This is a genomic window from Paraglaciecola sp., from assembly GCF_039942875.1.
Taxonomy (GTDB): domain Bacteria; phylum Pseudomonadota; class Gammaproteobacteria; order Enterobacterales; family Alteromonadaceae; genus Paraglaciecola.
Genome location: NZ_JBDVBQ010000004.1, coordinates 100,623 through 119,433, shown reverse-complemented (window position 1 = coordinate 119,433; position 18,811 = coordinate 100,623). Strand labels below are relative to the sequence as shown.

Sequence of the window (18,811 nt, the reverse complement as noted above, 5' to 3'; positions counted from 1 at the left end):
GGTTAAACCTCGCTATCAGGTACAACAGTAACACTAGAACCATCTCGTAACTTTAATGTTCCTTGGGTTACGACAAGGTCACCAATGTTTAATCCATTGATTATCTGCACTATACCAGGCTTTCTATCCCCCACTTCTACTTCAACCTTGTTAGCAATGTTATCTTTAATTACGAAAACAAACTGCTTGTCTTCAACTGGAACCAAGGCGCTCTCGGGTAGCACTAGAGTGTTCAATATTTGTTTTTGTAACAGTATCTGTAGCAACATCCCCGGACGTAGCTTTAGATCTTGGTTATCAATTAGTGCTCGTACTTTTACAGAGCGAGTAGATGCATCAACCCTTGAGCCTATACTGGCTATTTTTCCTTTAAAAATTTTATCTTTATAAGCAATTGATGTAGACCGAATAGGCTGCCCTATAGCAATACTAGATAAATGAGATTCTGCCACCTCAAAATCTACTTTTACTGTACTTAAATCATCTAAGGTAGTGACTAAATCTCCCGGTCTGATAAACGCCCCTATGCTAACTTCGCGCACACCTAACAAACCATCAAATGGCGCTCTTATTTGCAGTTCTTCTAGCTGAGTTTCTGAAACAAGATACTGGGCTTTAAGAGACTTAACTCTGGCCTCTTGTTCATCAAGTAATTGCTCAGACGCCACATTATTCTTGGCTAAATCACTAATTCGTTTAAGTTGACGCTCTGCTTCTTTCAAACTCACATCGAGTTCAGCTATGCGAGCTTTTTCGACCTTATTATTTAACTCTAATAACAGCTGGCCTCTCTCTACAACATCACTATCATCAAAATGAATTTTTTGAACGATATCTGAAGTTTGCGCAGTAATAGTAACGGATTCATTAGCATAAGCCGTTCCTAAAGCTTCTACTAATATTTCAAACTGTTCTTTTTTAACTTCATGTGTAACCACACTAGTTGCAAAACTTGTTTGGGACTTTTCTTCAGCTTCTTTTGGTAAATATAAATACGCTACTAATCCAATACATAACAGGAGGGCAACTAATAGGGGAGAGAACTTAAGTCCTTTAGACATTGGTACTACCTTTCAAAATATTGAGACAATTAAACTCAAAATACGTGTCTTACCGACACAATTAAAATAACTATATAGCAGGACCTGTTTAGTGTGATAATGTATTATTAAAACTAAGGTAAACCCTCAGAATTTTGCATAATAAATTACTCATAACCCTACTATTTAATTCAATTTTCATCACTGGGTGTAGCAGAGAAATCCCTGCTCATCCTATGTGCAGAGTTAATCAATCCCAAAGCGAATTAGCCCCAGCGCAGGCCGCTTGCCTGATTAAACAAGATAACAAATTATTAGTTTTACAACACAAAGATAGCGACGACTGGCATATACCACAAGGCAAAGCGCTGAAATCGATAAGTGCCCAATGTACTGCACATAATGTAGTCTGGAAAAATACAGGATTAAATGTAGAAGTAGGCGAGTTATTATTAACAGCTTCTGACAATACTCTATACTTTGCTTGCCACTTAACTGACGAACATTCTCAACAAATTGAGGAACTTAGTGTACCTGAATGGGCCAATAGAAACGTAGCTAAAGTGTCATTTATTGATCCATTTATACTGACTGAAGAAGATTTTTCTGAGTCAATAGAGCTGCCTAAAATAAGAGAAGCATTCATATCAATACAACAATCTACGCCTTAAAATAGATACGTCACTCAGAGATCATTCATAAATTTTTTTGAAAAGTATAAACAAAAATAATACTAACCAATCATCTTAATTAACAAACTTTATACATTTAATTCTATAATGGTCCGATGACTTCATTTTATAGAGATTTACGATGCCTCAATATACCGCGCCATTAAATGATATGCAGTTTGTACTACATGAGTGGTTACATCTCTGCGACCACTATCAAGTTTTAGGGCTTCAAGACTTTGATCAAGAGCTAGTAAATGAAATATTAACTCAAGGTGCTAAGTTTGCCGAAGAAACCATTGCCCCACTAAATCGTGAAGGTGATGAGCAAGGAGCGAAGCTTATAAACGGAAATGTAGTAACACCAGACGGCTTTGCAGTTGCCTATAAAGAGTACATAGCCAATGGTTGGAATGCCATGTTAGGTACAGCCGATTATGAAGGCCAAGACTTACCTAATACTATGGCTGTGCCCATTCATGAAATGCTCGACTCAGCTAATGTGAGTTGGCGCCTGACGGGCATGCTTAATGAAAGTGCTATTTTAGCCGTGACAAAACATGCAAGTGAAAGCCTGAAGCAAACTTATTTAGCAAAATTAATATGCGGTGAATGGGCAGGAACCATGTGCTTGACTGAGCCTCAGGCTGGAACAGACTTAAGTTTACTGAGCACCAAAGCCCTACCTAATAATGACGGCAGTTATAATATTACGGGCAGTAAAATTTTTATTTCATCGGGAGATCAAGACTGGACTGATAACATTTTACATCTAGTGCTAGCTAGGCTTCCAGATGCCCCTGCAGGAGTTAAAGGAATAAGCTTGTTTTTAGCTCCTAAGTTTTTGCCTAAAGATGATGGTTCGTTGGGAGACAGAAACTCTGTCACCGTTGGTAGTATTGAGAAGAAAATGGGCTTAAAAGGCAGCCCTACTTGTGTAATGAACTTCGACAAAGCCACCGGTTTTTTAGTGGGTGAAGCTAATAATGGCCTAGCTTGCATGTTTACCATGATGAATGACGCTCGTTTTCAGGTTGGTCTACAAGGCTTAGGCATAGTAGAAGCGTCTTACCAAGGTGCATTAGCTTACGCTAGAGAGCGACTTCAATCTCGTGCACCTCAAGGTGTTCAAGAGCAAGGCAAAAAAGCTGATTCTATAATTCATCAGCCCGACGTCCGTAAAATGCTACTGACTCAAAAATCTATTGCAGAAGGGTGCCGTGCTTTAGCCTTACTTTATGCTCAGCAAATGGATATAGAAAGGTTTGCAGACGACTCCAAGCAACAAAAAGCTAAAAACGTTATTTCTTTTTTAACACCAATCGTCAAAGGGTTTATGACAGATATGGCCACAGAAATGAGTAACTTAGGTATTCAAGTATACGGTGGTCATGGCTATATACGTGAATGGGGTATGGAGCAACTAGTACGAGATGCCAGAATTACCCAACTCTATGAAGGGACAAATGGTATTCAAGCACTAGATCTCATATCTAGGAAGCTTGCCCGTGACAAAAATAATATGTTGCAAGATACTTATGAATTGTTCAGCAGTAAGATTTCTCAAATGACAAACCTGAGCGATAAAGAGCGCGCCACAGAGATATTAACTGAATGGCATTCGACTGCGATTGAGATTAAACAATTAAACACAGTTGATATAGCTGCAAGTGCCTATGACTTTATGAACTATAGTGCTTATAGCTTACTTGGGGTTATTTGGTTAAGCATGGCCGATATGGCTCAAAAATCATCAAATGAAAGTGTGAAATCTGGTAAAGCAAATACTTGTGCCTTTTACTTAAAACGTATTTTGCCTAGAAAAGAGTTGTATAAAACCAATTTACTAGACTCAGCCAAAGATATAATGGCGTTAACGGATAAAGAGTTCGATTATTTATAACCCCCCGATTCGTTAGCTTGTAAGTATAAAAAAGGTCGCTCTGTTGAGCGACCTTTAACATATTGACTTCTAGTTTCTTATAAAAGTAACAAGATACTCACTAATACACCTTAGCGAGCTCTATAAGCGTCAACCCATAAGAAGAAATCTTTAACGTTTATAACGCCATCACTATTCATATCGGCATTAGCATTATACCGACGACTACCTTCACGACTACCGAAAGCTTTTATCAGTTCATCATAGTCCCTGGCACTGACTTTGCCATCGCCATTGATATCACCAACAATTACAGTCACAGTTGACTCTAATTGTAATGCAATTATCACAGGATCATGATCTGACATACGGTAAGCGTCATCAGCGTAATAATTGATGATTTGTGTATCTGATTTATACTCAAAGTTATAATCAAGGGCAATGGGTTCATCAGCATTAATATGCCACTCAGTCACATCAACCACTTTATCTAATGCCGCTTCGTTTCCTAATGCATGGTCTAAGTAACCAACTAAACCATCAAAGCTATATGAATAAGCTTCATCACCATTGAAATAGTTGATTAGGTTAGTGTAACCGGCATCTTCTAATGCAACGATTGGGTCTTCTTTAGCATAAGAGTTCAAATCACCAATGATTAACGTCGCCTTCTCTGGGAACTGCTCAGTCAAGAAAGCACTTAATGCTTGAGCTGCACGGGTACGAGTAAGATTACAATTACCTTGACCTGTAGTAGCGTCATCATCACCAGTACCACAGCTTGAACCTTTAGACTTTAAGTGGTTAACACTTACAACTATCGACTCATTATTTTCAAGTAGAGTAAATTCTTGAGCAACTGCTGGGCGGTTCTTAGTATCGACAAACAACACACCATCGTCATCAGAAATAGAGTTATCACTATTTAGAATCTGAGTTGCACCTGTCAACGACACAACGCTAGATCTATAAATAAGTGCAACTGTAATGGCATCAGTACCAACTGTTGTACCTGGGTTAACAATTGAATATGTACCTGAACCCATGATGTCATTTATTGCAGATACTAAATCATAAATTGCTGAACCTTCAGTGAAGCCATTGTTCTCAATTTCCATTAAGCCAACAATATCAGCATCCATTGCGACAATTGCTGCAACGGTTTTCGCTTTCTGACGCTCAAATTCAGCTTCGCTATCAGCACCACGACAATCTGCATTTCCATCAGGACCGCAAATATCTGGGCCACTATCTATGTTATTGAAGTAGTTAAGCACATTTAAGCTAGCCACTTTCAAGTTACCTAAATTGAGTTCTGGCTCAGCAGTACGGGCGTTAGTCGCAGCAAACGTCGGATCAATAGTTGGTATGACTCTATAATCACTAAAGGCATAATCAAGCACTCCCGTAAGCAAAGAAACAGTGTCTCCGCCGCGTAACGTATTAGAAGCCGACAAGCCTCCCGTAGGGAAAATAACGACTTCTGGATTACTTGTATCATTTCCATCATCTAGTAATACACGATCTAAAGCATTAGAAGCTTCAAGAGCAATAGCGTCCTCAGAGCCTGGTGCAAATACATTTGTTGGTGTAAACAAACGTTCAGTAGATAAGGTTACTTGACCATACTGACCTAACGTATAGTTGTCTGTCACAATCAATGCTTGCGTCGTCGTCACTAACATACCTTCTAAAGACTCTGCTGCTGCAAAATCAGTAAATGGTAAACTCAGTGGAAAAACCTCCGCAGAATCGGTACCACAAATAATGGGAGCTTCTGAAGCAGCAACTTGGGTACGGTCGTAGTTCTCAGCGACCACACCTAGTACACGCACGACATCACCAACACTTGGTAACTCACCAGAATAAGGAACATACAATCCTTCTGAGGTTGAGCTATCAGAATCCATGTCTACACTTTCTTCTTGAACAAAGAAACCATTCTGATCTGGAAGAGAAGCCGTTACAATCCCTTCAATAACCACTGTTTCGCCAACTAAAGGTGATGCATCGCCACTACCTTGAACAGCACTTATTAACGTTGCGTCTTCAAAACAAAGGCCTAACGCTGGGTCAACCACAGTATCATCATCGTCGTCGCCATCAGTGACACCGTGACTACCTAAGAAAGTAAAAGTATCTGATGCATAACCGTCCCATTCTAGAGAAGGCTCAAACTCATCAGAACTATCAGCATCACCGCTAGTAACGGTATTTTTACGCACTAACGTATTATTTTGAGTACTTTGGTCACCTGTTCCCCACTCAGAACCAGGGTCAAAGCCTACCTGTCCAAATGAGTCAATAACTACACCATCAGAGTATAGTTCATAAGCATCGTCACCATTATGGCTAAGGCTACCACTTTCTTGGTCAGCAACATCTAAAATTTCCTGAACAGATGAAGAGTTAGCAACAACATATACACCTTTTCCTGAAATAGTCCCTGTTAAGTCAATTAAAGTAGCAGTAGTCCCACCATTTGAGAATCTGCCTAACTGGTAGTTACCGGCATCTAAATCAATATCTGTACTAGAAGGATTATACAGCTCAATTGCTTTGTTATTGCTGCTTCCTTCAATATACTCAGAAATAAAGATTTCTCTTGCTTCTACAGTATGGCTACCTAAGTCAGTAAATACATCTTCACCTAGCCCAGACCATTCAACAGCAGGATCAAACTCATCACTACTATCAACATCGCCACCATATACATTAGCGTTTCTAACTAAGGTGTTATTTTGAGTGTCAGTTGGAGCAGTACCCCATTCAGAGCCCGGATCTGTACCGACTTGCCCAAATGAATCAATCACTTCACCATCAGCATATAGCTCATAGGCATCATCACCATTATGATTAAGGTTAGAATTGGTTTGGTCGGCAACGTCTAAGATGTCCTGAACGGATGATGGATTCGCAATAACAAATACGCCGCCAGCTTCTAGCGTCCCCTCTAAATCGATGAAGGTCGCAGTAGTGGCACCATTTGAAAAACGCCCTAGTTGATAATTGCTAGCCGCTAAATCGATGTCAGCTCCTGATGGGTTGTATAACTCAATCGCTTTATTATTACTGCTACCTTCAATGTATTCAGAAATAAAAACACTATCTGCAGATGAACCAGAACCGTTATCGTCATCACCACCATCATCCGAACCACCGTCATCATTAGAACAAGCGTCAGTCGTGTAAAACAGCGCCGCCCATTCAGAGTGGTCGATGTAAGGATTACGGTTGCCTTGATACTCATAAATAGCGTCATTACGTGCCATTTCAGAGGCATCAACAGGATCTTCTACATGCCATTCCCATAGACGACACAAAAGGCCGATTTGTTCTGAACTTGTATCGGTGTAGTCATTCACTACTTCTAAGTCAGGCGTAACGTCCGCACCTTCATAACGCGTGTCCATGTAGAACATCATTCGAGCAACATCACCTTTGATGTCATCTCTAGGTTCAAAAGAATCGCTATCAACAAAGTTACCTGGTGCAGCTGAAATTTCTGAATCACTATCATCAAAATCTAAGTTGCCACGAGTAGAGTTAATGGTTACATCTGAAGGTCTTAAGTGATGTATATCGGTATAAGCTTCAAAACTATCATCACCAAAACCATGACTACTTGGCCAACTGTGCTCACGATTCCAGTCACCAATATCACCACCATTTAAGTTTTTCGCTCTTGGGGTGCCTGTGTACCAAAGAATAATATTATCTGAGTCAGCGGGATCTTCATCAGTGGCTGTCAAAGCAGTCCATACTTGAGAGTACGAAAGTACAGTTGTATTAGCGCTAATGGTTTCAGAAAGTAGTTGCTTAATAATATCGGCCTGTGAACCTGCATCGACTTCTTCTTGTACAGTGGCATAGTAACTTGATGCATCAAAGGTTGAAGCATCAGCAACTTTATCTGCAGCGTCACAGCCAACACATGCACCAGCTGAATCGTCATCACTTCCGCCGTCACTGCCGTCATCAATGATAACTCCATCAGCAAAAGACTGAAGAGGAAACACTGATACTGCTGTTTCATTAGAGGTTTCACCATCTAATGCATTAGCTCCACTAAATGACCAATTAGCTAAAGTAAATGTAGCGCCATCAGGGCCGGTGTTAGCTGAACGATATGCCCAACCATCTAAATATTCCCAAGCCTCACCGTTGCCATCAACGTCAATGTCTCCAAAGGTATCGATAACTGCGCCATCACAAAACAATTCTACAGCATCATCACCATTAATGCCCATTGCCCCGGCGGTATCTGTAGGAGCAAAACCTAAATAGCTTTCAAAGCCATCGGCTTCCGAGGCTATATAAATATAGCTTCCTGCAGCAGCAGCGATACTATTGAAAGTGTATTCTTGACCATCACTTCCGCCGCCATTATTAGCAGAACCTAACCCACAAACAGATAGATCTGCAATGTCATTTAATACAAATATTTCTACAGCTTTGGGTGTACCACCTGACAGTGGCCCATCTATCACCCCAGTAATTACTAAATCATTAGCTTGCACTGTTGAGGCGCATATTGCGGCCACCAGTGCTGGATATTTCAACTTCATATTTTCTCCCAGAATATTTCACTACCGATTAGTCGGCTTATTATCATTTAATAAATTGAAGGCGATGTTCTTATACTTCTGTGACATCCTTATGACAGATAGATAGTATTTTGATTGTATTCCCAAGACCGATCCTGACCTTTTGGTCTGCATACAAAGCAATATTCACACCTAAACAATTAGGTAATTAAAACAGCAACTTAAAATGCTTACAAAACTTAACGCACAACAGCGTAAATATAACAGAGACAAAATAAATAAACACAACTCTCTATAAGGGGGCAATAACTACCAACATAATTAAAACGTCTATATTTCAATAACTAGCGCTTCACTTGCATTTATAACCCAAAAGAAATAAAATCATTATGATATCAATTAGACATCACATGGATTAATTATGATAAATGAGAAAAAAGGCTTTTCAATAAATGGTTATTTAGCATTTTTTGCTGTTTTGCCTGTGTTGCAACTAGGGTTTGGTTTTATGGTACTTAACCAAATACTGCTTCCACTTAGTGTATTTTGCACTGTAGTTGTGCTGGTTTGTTGGGGCGGCTTTTTCATGGTGCAACCAAACCAAGCGAAAGTCATGACTCTATTTGGTAGTTATGTTGGCACCGAGAAGCGTAATGGTTTGCGTTGGACCATTCCTTTCTTTATGCGTAAAACCGTGTCTTTACGCGTACGTAATTTCGAGTCTGCCAAGATTAAGGTTAACGATAACTTAGGTAACCCAATAGAAATTGCCACCATAGTCGTCTGGTCTGTCACTGATTCAGCAGAAGCCATGTTTGAGGTAGACGATTACGAGAGCTATGTCACCATTCAAAGTGAATCTGCACTGCGTAATTTAGCCAGCAGTTATTCTTATGACCCTCAAAACGAAGATAGCTCTGATATTGCACTTCGTAGCCACCCTCAGCAAATATCTGAAAAGCTCAAAGAAGAGATCCAAGAACGTTTAGGTAAAGCAGGGTTAACCGTGCACGAATCTAAAATCAGCCATCTAGCCTACGCTCAAGAAATCGCCAGCGCCATGTTGCAGCGGCAGCAAGCTACTGCGATTATTGCCGCTCGCAGTAAAATAGTTGAAGGTGCTGTTGGTATGGTAGAAATGGCTCTCGAACGGCTAGAGTCTAAGGGTGTGGTAGAGCTAGATGAAGAACGGAAAGCCATGATGGTAAGTAATTTATTAGTGGTCTTGTGTGGCGATAAAAATGCACAACCTATAGTCAACAGCGGCAGCTTGTATTAAGGAGAATAACCATGCAATGGGAATACAAAGTAGTGAATATAAAAGCAAAAGCTAAAGGTTTTATCACCCAAGTGCCCGATACACATGAGCTAGAGGTAGTACTAAATGATTTAGGCAGGCAAAACTGGGAGTTAGTCAGTTGTACTTTGGGTTCAACAACCAGCATGGCGAATAGTCATTCTCAAGCGGTTCTCAAAAGGCCAAGGTAATAAAGGTGTCTAAAAAAGCCTTTCCACTGCGCATAAACCCTGATGTGCTAGCTGCCATGCAACGCTGGGCAGATGACGACCTGCGCAGTGTTAACGCGCAGATTGAGTACGTTCTTAGAGATACCTTAGTGAAACAAGGTAGAGTCAAGCTAATACAAAAAGTTGTCACTGAAGTGGTTGAACCGGACAAAAAATAGCATAAAAATTAACTACTTGAATGGATAAGCCTTACCGCTTGCTTATCCATTTATGTCTAAACAAAAAAGGCAACAAGCTTAATACCCACCAGCCGATACTGCCACCATGCTCAGTCACAATAATAACACTAGGCTCTTCGTACACCTCTTCATAATTGCTACTTTCTAAGGATAATAAATACAAGTCACCATCATTATAACCATCAATTACAGCAACCAATTCATTGCTATACTCGTCATATAGTTCAATTAGCACCTCATAGTCACCTGGGGTAAAACCAGTTAACAATTCACTTTCTACCACCAAATTGTCGGCACTACTATCACCATAAATAGTGAAGGTACTAGTCGTATGGTATTCCTTAAATAGCTCATTTTTGCCCAAATAAAGACGGGCATATACTTGAGCTTCACTAAAATAAGTATCTGCATCTAAGCTCACAGCAAAGTGACTGTAAAAACCATCCCCGTCTTCATCACCATAAAACTCTACCCAAGCATCATATATCCAAAAATCAGAACGGGCGTTTTTAGCTTCTGGGCGAATATCTAACGTTCTTGCCTCAGCAATTTGTCTTGCTTGGCTAGTGGCTGGGACTCCATTTTTAGATGTTTCTAATGCTTCTTTAGGGGCAGCAGACGTATTTTTATAAACTATCTCGCTGGTATTATCAAACTGCTGTTCGAACGATGTAACTTCCCAGTCATCTGCTGGTTTAGCATATAAATCTGTTGTTAAAGTTAAACTTGCCAACCCAATTAATAATAAACGTTTCATGTGGTGCTCCTTTCAAACCTGTGACTAGTTTGCAGAAAATCACATGAACAAAAACTGAAGCGAGCCTTAACTCATTACCCACGTCGAGACACTAAATCTAATTTATTGACGAAACACAAGCAACCATGACTTTAAAGCTTATCTAAACCCGCGCTTTTCCTTAATTAGCTCATATGCAGCTTGAATATCTTGAGCTTTATTTTTTGCCATTTCTAAGGCTTGTTTAGGCAAGCCCTTTGAGACCAATTTATCTGGATGGTGTTCACTCATTAATTTTCGATAGGCTTTTTTAATACTTTTATCGTCATCAGATGTGGTAACCCCTAAAATTTTATAGGCATCAGCTAAAGACTGTTGTGATGAATAAGCGCCAGAGTGCCCACCAGTGCGCTGTTGTCCGCCACCTTGTCTAAAGCGAAGTTCTGCTTCAAATGCTGACAGTAAATACAATAAGTCTCTTTGGGGAAATCCTAGATATTGCGCCACAGTTTCTAAAATAACTTGCTCTGCTTTATCTAGCTTGCCATCTACATAAGCTGATTGAATTAAGATTTCTAAATACACTTGCATTATGTCACGACGACCGTGACATGACTCTTTAAAGTCTTTGACAGTTTGTTTTAACGGAAAGCTTGCGGCCTTGCCATCTCTAAAGGCTTGCTGAGCCTCAACCCGCATCTCTCCCTCTAGCTTCATCTGATCCATCAAGGTACTTGCCATGCGAATCTCAGAGTCGCTAACTTTGCCATCAGCTTTGGCGATATGCCCCATCACAGAAAATAAACAATGGAAAAATATTGCCTGGGACTTTAATGCCTCTTCAGTACTAAAAAAGCGGCTAAAGCCGCCTTTTTGATTAAAGTCTTGTCTATAGCCTTTATCAAAAAAGTGCCCCACCATAAAACCTAATACGGCTCCAGGAATTCCACCAAACATAGAGCCAAAAATGGTTCCTAAAATTTTTCCAATCATTTACTCATCATACCTATTTGTTTAACTGAGCGAGGCGTTCTGGTGTCCCGACATCAGTCCAATTACCCAAAAAGTATTGGGCACTAATTACATTATTTTGTATTCCAGCTATTAACATGGGGGCCAAAGACTGAATTTCACAACTAACATTATCAAAAAAAGATTTCTGATAAACGGCAATACCACTATATGTGAGCTTCTTTCCTCGGCTAACATTCAGACGCTTATCCTCAAAGTAAAAATCGCCATTGGGGTTATGCTCTGGATTATCTACCATCACCAAATGCGCCGCCTCACTAGAGAGTCTTAGGTCTCGTAAGCTAGCAAAATCAAAATCAGTAAACACGTCGCCATTAATGACAGTAAAACTCTGCGCTTGTTCAGTCGGGCAAAGCAAAGGTAATGCTTTTACTATACCACCTGCGGTTTCAAGTGCATTGACTTCTGGAGAGTAAATAACCTGTAATCCAAAGCGTTTACCATTACCAATTTCTTCTTCAATCAGATGTCCCAACCAAGCGTGGTTAATAATCACCCGTTGATATCCCGCCATTTTTAACGCTTCTAGGTGATACTCGATTAATGGTTTTTGATGAATAGTAAGAAGGGGTTTAGGTACCGTATCCGTAAGTGGCCGCATCCGCTCTCCCCTGCCAGCAGCTAAAATCATAGCGGTACTATGCATAAGCAATACTGTGTTGTTTTGCTATAACAGCTGGTAAAATCTTCTCTACAATCACAGCAGCAAAATCTTTATATTCAGGGTAAGCATTCGCGGATTCAATTAAATACTCTAAGGTGCGGGGAATATCTGCTAAATACCCTGACTTACCGTCACGTACATATAATCTAGCAAAAATACCTGCGACTTTGGTGTGCCGCTGCATACCCGTTATATCAAACCAAAACTTAAAGTCATCCCAAGAATAATTAGAATAGAATTCCTGATGCCAAACCTTTAACCATGAAACAACCCATTCTTTGGGCCATTTTTGATAGCAGTCTTTCAATAAGGATACAGCATCATAGGTTATGGGGCCCACTACAGCATCTTGAAAATCAATTACGCCAATGTCATCGCCAAGTATCATGAGATTTCTAGAATGATAATCTCTGTGGACTCCAGCATAAGGCTGAGACAAAAAGTTATCTGTTAATCTCTTTGTCGCTTGCTGAATTACCCTTAACTCAGTTTCCGATAATCTCATTTGCAAATACTTATCTAGTAACCAATCTTTGAGCAAGGCTACTTCTCTATTAACTAAAGCAGCATCGTAAATAGGTAATGGCCCTTGCAATGTAGCTTTACATTTTTGAACCAAAGGGATAACGCCAAGTGCTTTTTTATATAATTGGTGGCAATTTTGATGATTTAAATGCTCAGAAAACAAGGTGTCACCAAAATATTCCTGACAGTAAAATCCAAGCTCCAAATCGTAGGCGTATACTTTAGGAACATGAATACCATGTTCATTATAACTAGAGGCAACATTTACAAATGCTGCACAGTTCTCAAATTCTGGGGGGGCATCTACAGCGATAATCCACTTATCGCCTGATTGAAAACGAAAGTAGCGACGAAAGCTAGCGTCAGCCGAAACCATAATTAGAGCTTTGCAAGTAAAGTTCGTGTGGATATTAATCCAATTTAATAACTGTTGTTCACGTTTAGTCTGGATATTCAAAAATTGTCTCTAGTTGAGAATGATGTCTATGTGTTTTTATGAGAGAATGGCGAAATATCTCTTTTTTTGCAAGTCTACTGGTAAATCCGTTCGAAACCCTTAAAATTAACATTTTATATCATTTTACTCTTTCTATTTAGGCTATTTTTTACTTGTCAATTACTCTAAAACTGCACCGCCCACTATTTTGCGCATTAACGATGTGGGCGGGGGTATCACATGCTCAAGAGGTGTGTTTTGTTCCTTTAGCAGGACCAAACTTAGATAACTCATTAATTGATGGGCAAATTCTCGTAAAATCCCAATACAGTGAAATTCAACAAAACACCTATGCAGAATTTAATGGCGATGTAGAAATAAACAGTTCCGAAGTTAAAATAAAAGCTGAAAGCGCGAAATTAGATAGACTCAGTGAAACATTAGTGGCTAATGGCAGTGTTAACTTTCAAGATAAAAACATCACTGTCTCTAGCGATAAGGTAACCTTAAATAGAATATCTAATGAATTACTAATTGAAGAATCTAATTATCAACTTAATCGAGTACAAGGTCATGGCAAAGCCCAAGAAATAGCCATTAGTGAGCAAACCGGCATCAATCTAATTGAAGCAAGTTATAGTAGCTGTCCTATTGATGATGAAGTATGGAGAATTCAAGCAAGTCAAATCGAGATCACCCCAAATCAGGCTAGAGGGGTTGTCAAAAACGCCCGGTTCTATATAAAAGACGTACCAGTTCTGTACTTACCCTATTTCTCTTTCCCCGTTAATGATGAGCGCCAATCTGGTTTTCTATATCCTGATATTACAAACAGTAGCTCCGCTGGTATAAGCGTCGAGCAACCCATTTATTGGAACATTGCCCCAAACTACGATTTAACCTTGAGTCCAAGATTAATGACTAATCGCGGCTTACAACTCAAAACAGAATTTCGCTACCTAACAGAGCAACATAAAGGTCAGCTTAACCTTGAGTATCTTCCCAATGATTTAGCTGAAGACCTAGACTCAGAACGGTATTTCTATAGATATGTTCATAATGGTTCTATCAATGAGAATTGGCGTATAAATGCTGAAATTAACGGCCTAAGCGATGATAACTATGTTAATGACTTAGGCTCAGATTATTACAGCCAATCAGATACCCACCTTTATAAAACCCTAGGCTTAAATTATTTTTCTGAAGGTTTAGATATAAGTGCCCAATTCCGAGACTTCGAGGTGCTTGGGGATCATCCAGATAGTTATCGGGCCCTTCCTGAAATAAGGCTCAATTATTTAAGCAATCTAGTGGCAGGATTTGAATTTAAGATAAACTCAGAACTGGCCTACTTTGAAAGTGGTGATGAAGACAACCCAACTGCCACACGTTTTCATATTGCCCCCACATTGAGCTATCCATTCCAAAATCAATGGAGTGAATTACTAGCTGAAGTATCGGTAATGCACACCCATTATTTTCAGGAAAATATTACAGATACCAATTTAGAAAAAGAAGTCACTAGGACCTTAGGTCAAGCAAAGCTCTATGGTAGTTTAGCTTTTGAAAGAGAAATCAGTTGGTTTGGTAAAACCCTAACACAAACCTTTGAACCCAAAGCACAATATTTATACACCAGCTATGAAGAACAAACTAACATAGGATTATATGATACAACTCGGCTCTACAATGATTTTGCAGGCTTATTTAGGGGCCAAGAATTCACAGGGCTAGATAGAATTAGTGATAACAATCAGATCACGCTAGGTACGACTACCCGCATTATTGATAACAATAATCAGGAAAAATTCAAGCTAAGCATAGGCCAGATATTTTACCTAAAAGACAACCAAGTGCTTGATGCAACTAAAGAAGATAGTAAATCAGCCGTAGCTGCCGAATTAGATTGGCAAATGGGCAGTAAGTGGTATGCCCATACGTTAGCACAGGTATCAAGCATTACAGATAAAGTTGAACGCAGTAGTATATCCCTTGAATATCAGCTCTCTGAAAATAAACTGCTCCAGATAAACCATAGGTTTGTTAGAGATTTATCATCAGAAAAAATTGATCAAGTGGGTATAACTGCCACTTGGCCCATTTCTAAAAATTGGCAGTGGATAGGCCGTTGGTACTATGACAGGACCCTAAACAGGACGGTAGAAGCCTATAATGGTGTTCAATATAGCTCATGTTGTTGGACTGTGAGTTTTGTAGCTGAGCGATATTTGAGCAATAGTTATGAATCAACAGGAGTGCAAAGTACCAATGATTTCGAAACAGGATTTCATGTATACTTCACCAATCGGAACTTATTACGTGACGGGCTTTTTGGATATAGACGCCCTTATCTGTTGAACTAATTAACGTTTGAAATAACTAACCTTTTCAAACAACCTAATTTCTATTTGGCGCTTCTAGACCAAACGCCATTAAACTTAAAAGTAAAAATATCATGAAAGTATTAGTAGTTACTCTTTTAATCAGTTCTTTTTTAACCTTTAAATCTTATGCAGCACCAGAATCACTTGATAAGGTATCAGTGATTGTTGACCAAAGTGTGGTGTTAGAGAGCGAGGTCAAAGAACTCATAGCAGTAGTAAAACGTAACGCCGCAGTTAATAACCAAACACTACCGTCAGACCGAGCGATACGCACCCAAGCTATTGAAAAATTAATTGTCGATAATTTACAAATGCAACTTGCTGAGCGTATGGGTATTCAAATTAGCGACCCGCAATTAGAACAAACCATTGGCAATATTGCTCAAGGTGAAAACATGACAGTTGCGCAATTTCGTAACAAAATTGCTCAAGAAGGCGTCACTTATGACACATATAGAGAAGAAATTCGCAAAGAAATAATCTTAGGTGAAGTTCGTAGAGCCAATGTTAGACGTCGTGTTTATATTACAGATCAAGAAGTAGATAACTTAGTTAAACTTATAGATGAGCAAGGCAGTCAACAAGCTGAGTATCATTTAGGCCATATCTTAATTGAGTTTCCGCCAGAGCCCACAGATGAAGATATAACTGCCGCCAAAAACCGTGCAAATAATGTACTAGAGTTATTAAATAATGGTTCCGACTTCGCCAGAATTGCAACAGCTTCCTCTGGTGGAGCGCTTGCCCTAGAAGGTGGTGATTTAGGCTGGATGAATATTAACTCAATGCCAACCTTATTCGCAGAAGCGGTTCAAAATAAGAGTAAAGACACTTTAGTAGGCCCTATTCGAAGTGGAGCCGGATTTCATATCTTGAAGGTCAAAGATCTTCGAGGCATTGAAAAAGTTGAGATATCTGAAGTCAACGCAAGACACATTCTAATTTCACCTTCAGTTATTTTAAGTGACGACAAAGCTAAACAAATGCTACAAGAGTTTCGTGAACAAATATTAGCAGGAGAAGCTGATTTTGGTGAGTTAGCGAAAGAACACTCTGCTGATCCAGGCTCTGCCTTAAAAGGTGGCGAGTTAGGTTGGTCTGACCCGAGTGTTTATGTTCCTGAGTTCCAAGAAACACTTGGTAAATTAGAAATAGATGAAATTAGTCAACCAGTGCGCTCTCAATTCGGATGGCACTTGATGCAATTACTTGGCAAGCGAGTGGGTGACATAACTGAACAACGTAAAGAAGAGAAAGCCTACCAGTTATTATTTCAACGTAAATTTGCTGAAGAAGCCGACACTTGGCTTCGAGAAATACGTGCAGGCGCATATGTTGAAGTATTAAGCGATACGGCAAGCTAAATGAAACCACTAAAAATAGCTATTACACCTGGAGAGCCTGCAGGCATAGGCCCTGACTTACTAATTCAAATAGTGCAACAAGCATGGTCAGCGCAGCTAGTTGTTTTTGCAGATGGTGAAATGCTCAGTCAAAGAGCTAAGCAATTAGGTTTACCCCTATCATTTGTGGAGTATGAAGAAAATGCCACGCATATCCTGCCCCCAGGGAAAGTGTTTCTAGTTAATATCAAAAGCAAAACACCTACTCAAAGTGGGGTGCTGAATAGTGAAAATGGACCATATGTAGTGGAAACCTTGCGCCAAGCTTGTAAAAAGAATTTAGACGGCGAGTTTGATGCAGTTGTAACTGGCCCTGTACATAAGGGGATCATTAACGAAGGGGGCATATCTTTCAGCGGTCATACAGAGTTTTTCGCCAACGAATCTAATACTAATGACGTCGTGATGATGCTAGCAACCGAAGGGTTGAGGGTGGTACTTGCGACCACACATATTCCGTTAGCTTATGTATCCAAAGCCATTACCTTTGAGCGCTTACATAAAGTTTTGCACATAGTAAATACCGATTTGATGTTAAAATTTGGCATAAAAAACCCTCATATTTTTGTGTGTGGTTTAAACCCTCATGCTGGTGAAGATGGTCATATTGGTAAAGAAGAAATACTTGTGATTAACCCGGCATTAGCAGCATTACGAGAGGAAGGACTAAAGATTACTGGCCCATTACCAGCAGATACTATCTTTAATCCTAAATACCTTGAGCAAGCTGACGCTATTTTGGCTATGTACCATGACCAAGGGTTACCTGTATTAAAATACAAAGGCTTCGGCGCTTCCATTAACATTACCCTAGGATTACCTTTCATTCGAACATCAGTAGACCATGGCACTGCATTAGATTTAGCAGGCACGGGTCAAGCAGACACGGGTAGCTTTGAATTAGCTATCGAAAAAGCCATCGAGATAGCAGCGAAAAAACAATGAGTAAACAGCATTTAGGGCATACAGCTAGAAAACGTTTTGGTCAAAACTTTCTACACGACAACTATGTAATTGATCAAATAGTATCAGCTATTAATCCTCAGAAAGGACAGCACATGGTAGAGATCGGTCCAGGCCTTGGCGCCCTAACCGAACCTGTGTGTGAATTGCTTGATGAGCTAACGGTCGTAGAATTAGATAGAGATTTAGCGGCTCGGTTACGCACCCATCCTTTTATTGCAAGCAAACTTAATATCGTAGAAACAGACGCGTTAAAATACGATTTTTCGCAGTTGATTTCAGAAGATACACCTTTAAGAATATTTGGAAACCTTCCTTACAATATATCAACACCGCTTATGTTCCATTTATTTTCTTTTGCTAATAAAGTACAAGATATGCACTTTATGTTGCAAAAAGAAGTGGTTAATCGCTTGGCCGCATCACCTGGGAATAAAAATTACGGTAGATTATCAGTGATGGCCCAATATCACTGTCAAGTCATACCGGTTCTTCAAGTTCCACCGGGGGCATTTAATCCACCTCCCAAGGTAGACTCAGCAGTAGTGCGATTAATCCCCCATCAACAAAAGCCAGTTTCACTGATTAATGAAGATACCCTTCATACAGTATGTGCACAGGCATTTAATCAAAGACGCAAAACAATACGCAATAGCCTTAAAAACAGCTTAAACGAACAGCAACTTATTGATCTGGGAATTAACCCAGAGCTTCGAGCTGAGAACTTGTCTTTACAAGATTTTGCAAAAATTGCTAATGCAGTAGAAACCTATACGCTAGACTCTAGCAACAACTAAATACAAAAACATTAGAAACTGAGCC

General features: G+C 39.7%; 15 protein-coding genes. 9 read left to right on the top strand and 6 right to left on the bottom strand.

What is annotated here, in order from left to right:
• Positions 1-2 precede the first annotated feature (2 nt).
• Positions 3-1,061, bottom strand: coding sequence for an efflux RND transporter periplasmic adaptor subunit (locus tag ABJE44_RS01015; RefSeq protein ID WP_348113027.1), 1,059 nt, complete (start codon positions 1,059-1,061; stop codon positions 3-5).
• A 134-nt stretch (positions 1,062-1,195) separates the two neighbouring features.
• On the opposite strand from ABJE44_RS01015, the gene ABJE44_RS01010 reads away from it, so the two are divergent.
• A complete protein-coding gene (locus tag ABJE44_RS01010) occupies positions 1,196-1,711 on the top strand; it encodes a hypothetical protein (RefSeq protein ID WP_348113028.1) in 516 nt (171 codons plus the stop codon).
• A 142-nt stretch (positions 1,712-1,853) separates the two neighbouring features.
• A complete protein-coding gene (locus tag ABJE44_RS01005) occupies positions 1,854-3,614 on the top strand; it encodes an acyl-CoA dehydrogenase family protein (RefSeq protein ID WP_348113029.1) in 1,761 nt (586 codons plus the stop codon).
• A gap of 110 nt (positions 3,615-3,724) precedes the next feature.
• Here ABJE44_RS01005 and ABJE44_RS01000 read toward each other — a convergent pair whose 3' ends face one another.
• On the bottom strand, positions 3,725-8,161 hold the full coding sequence (locus tag ABJE44_RS01000) for an ExeM/NucH family extracellular endonuclease (protein WP_348113030.1): 4,437 nt from the start codon (positions 8,159-8,161) through the stop codon (positions 3,725-3,727).
• Between the two features lie 400 nt (positions 8,162-8,561).
• Between ABJE44_RS01000 and ABJE44_RS00995 the strand changes: the two genes are divergently transcribed.
• Genes ABJE44_RS00995 through ABJE44_RS00985 form a run of 3 tightly spaced genes read left to right on the top strand, consistent with a single transcriptional unit; the run spans position 8,562 to position 9,825 of the window.
• Positions 8,562-9,419, top strand: a complete 858-nt coding sequence (locus ABJE44_RS00995) for an SPFH domain-containing protein (RefSeq protein WP_348113031.1) — start codon at positions 8,562-8,564, stop codon at positions 9,417-9,419.
• A gap of 11 nt (positions 9,420-9,430) precedes the next feature.
• Positions 9,431-9,628: a DUF4177 domain-containing protein gene (locus tag ABJE44_RS00990; protein WP_348113032.1), complete on the top strand. Its 198-nt coding sequence runs from the start codon at positions 9,431-9,433 to the stop codon at positions 9,626-9,628.
• A 5-nt stretch (positions 9,629-9,633) separates the two neighbouring features.
• The gene (locus tag ABJE44_RS00985; RefSeq protein ID WP_133470227.1) at positions 9,634-9,825 is read left to right on the top strand and encodes a hypothetical protein; all 192 of its coding nucleotides are present in this window, start codon (positions 9,634-9,636) and stop codon (positions 9,823-9,825) included.
• A gap of 31 nt (positions 9,826-9,856) precedes the next feature.
• Here the strand turns inward: ABJE44_RS00985 and ABJE44_RS00980 are convergent, their stop codons facing one another.
• The 4 genes from ABJE44_RS00980 to ABJE44_RS00965 form a co-directional block, all read right to left on the bottom strand.
• Entirely contained in the window at positions 9,857-10,603 is a 747-nt protein-coding gene (locus ABJE44_RS00980; RefSeq protein ID WP_348113033.1) for a choice-of-anchor H family protein, read from the bottom strand.
• A 138-nt stretch (positions 10,604-10,741) separates the two neighbouring features.
• Positions 10,742-11,575 (bottom strand): co-chaperone DjlA, encoded by an 834-nt coding sequence (gene djlA, locus ABJE44_RS00975; RefSeq protein ID WP_348113034.1) that lies wholly within the window; start codon positions 11,573-11,575, stop codon positions 10,742-10,744.
• Between the two features lie 13 nt (positions 11,576-11,588).
• Entirely contained in the window at positions 11,589-12,260 is a 672-nt protein-coding gene (gene murU, locus ABJE44_RS00970) for an N-acetylmuramate alpha-1-phosphate uridylyltransferase MurU (protein WP_348113035.1), read from the bottom strand.
• Positions 12,253-13,260, bottom strand: coding sequence for a phosphotransferase (locus tag ABJE44_RS00965; protein WP_348113036.1), 1,008 nt, complete (start codon positions 13,258-13,260; stop codon positions 12,253-12,255). Before ABJE44_RS00965 ends, murU begins: the two co-directional genes overlap by 8 nt.
• Before the next feature lie 152 nt (positions 13,261-13,412).
• Here ABJE44_RS00965 and lptD point away from each other — a divergent pair, with 152 nt between their 5' ends.
• The 4 genes from lptD to rsmA all read left to right on the top strand — a co-directional run bounded on the left by lptD (position 13,413) and on the right by rsmA (position 18,786).
• Complete coding sequence (gene lptD / locus ABJE44_RS00960; protein WP_348113037.1) at positions 13,413-15,602, top strand: LPS assembly protein LptD; 2,190 nt, start codon at positions 13,413-13,415, stop codon at positions 15,600-15,602.
• Between the two features lie 89 nt (positions 15,603-15,691).
• Entirely contained in the window at positions 15,692-16,987 is a 1,296-nt protein-coding gene (gene surA / locus ABJE44_RS00955; protein ID WP_348113325.1) for a peptidylprolyl isomerase SurA, read from the top strand.
• Positions 16,988-17,971: a 4-hydroxythreonine-4-phosphate dehydrogenase PdxA gene (gene pdxA / locus ABJE44_RS00950; RefSeq protein ID WP_348113038.1), complete on the top strand. Its 984-nt coding sequence runs from the start codon at positions 16,988-16,990 to the stop codon at positions 17,969-17,971.
• Positions 17,968-18,786: a 16S rRNA (adenine(1518)-N(6)/adenine(1519)-N(6))-dimethyltransferase RsmA gene (gene rsmA / locus ABJE44_RS00945; RefSeq protein ID WP_348113039.1), complete on the top strand. Its 819-nt coding sequence runs from the start codon at positions 17,968-17,970 to the stop codon at positions 18,784-18,786. Before pdxA ends, rsmA begins: the two co-directional genes overlap by 4 nt.
• Positions 18,787-18,811 lie beyond the last annotated feature (25 nt).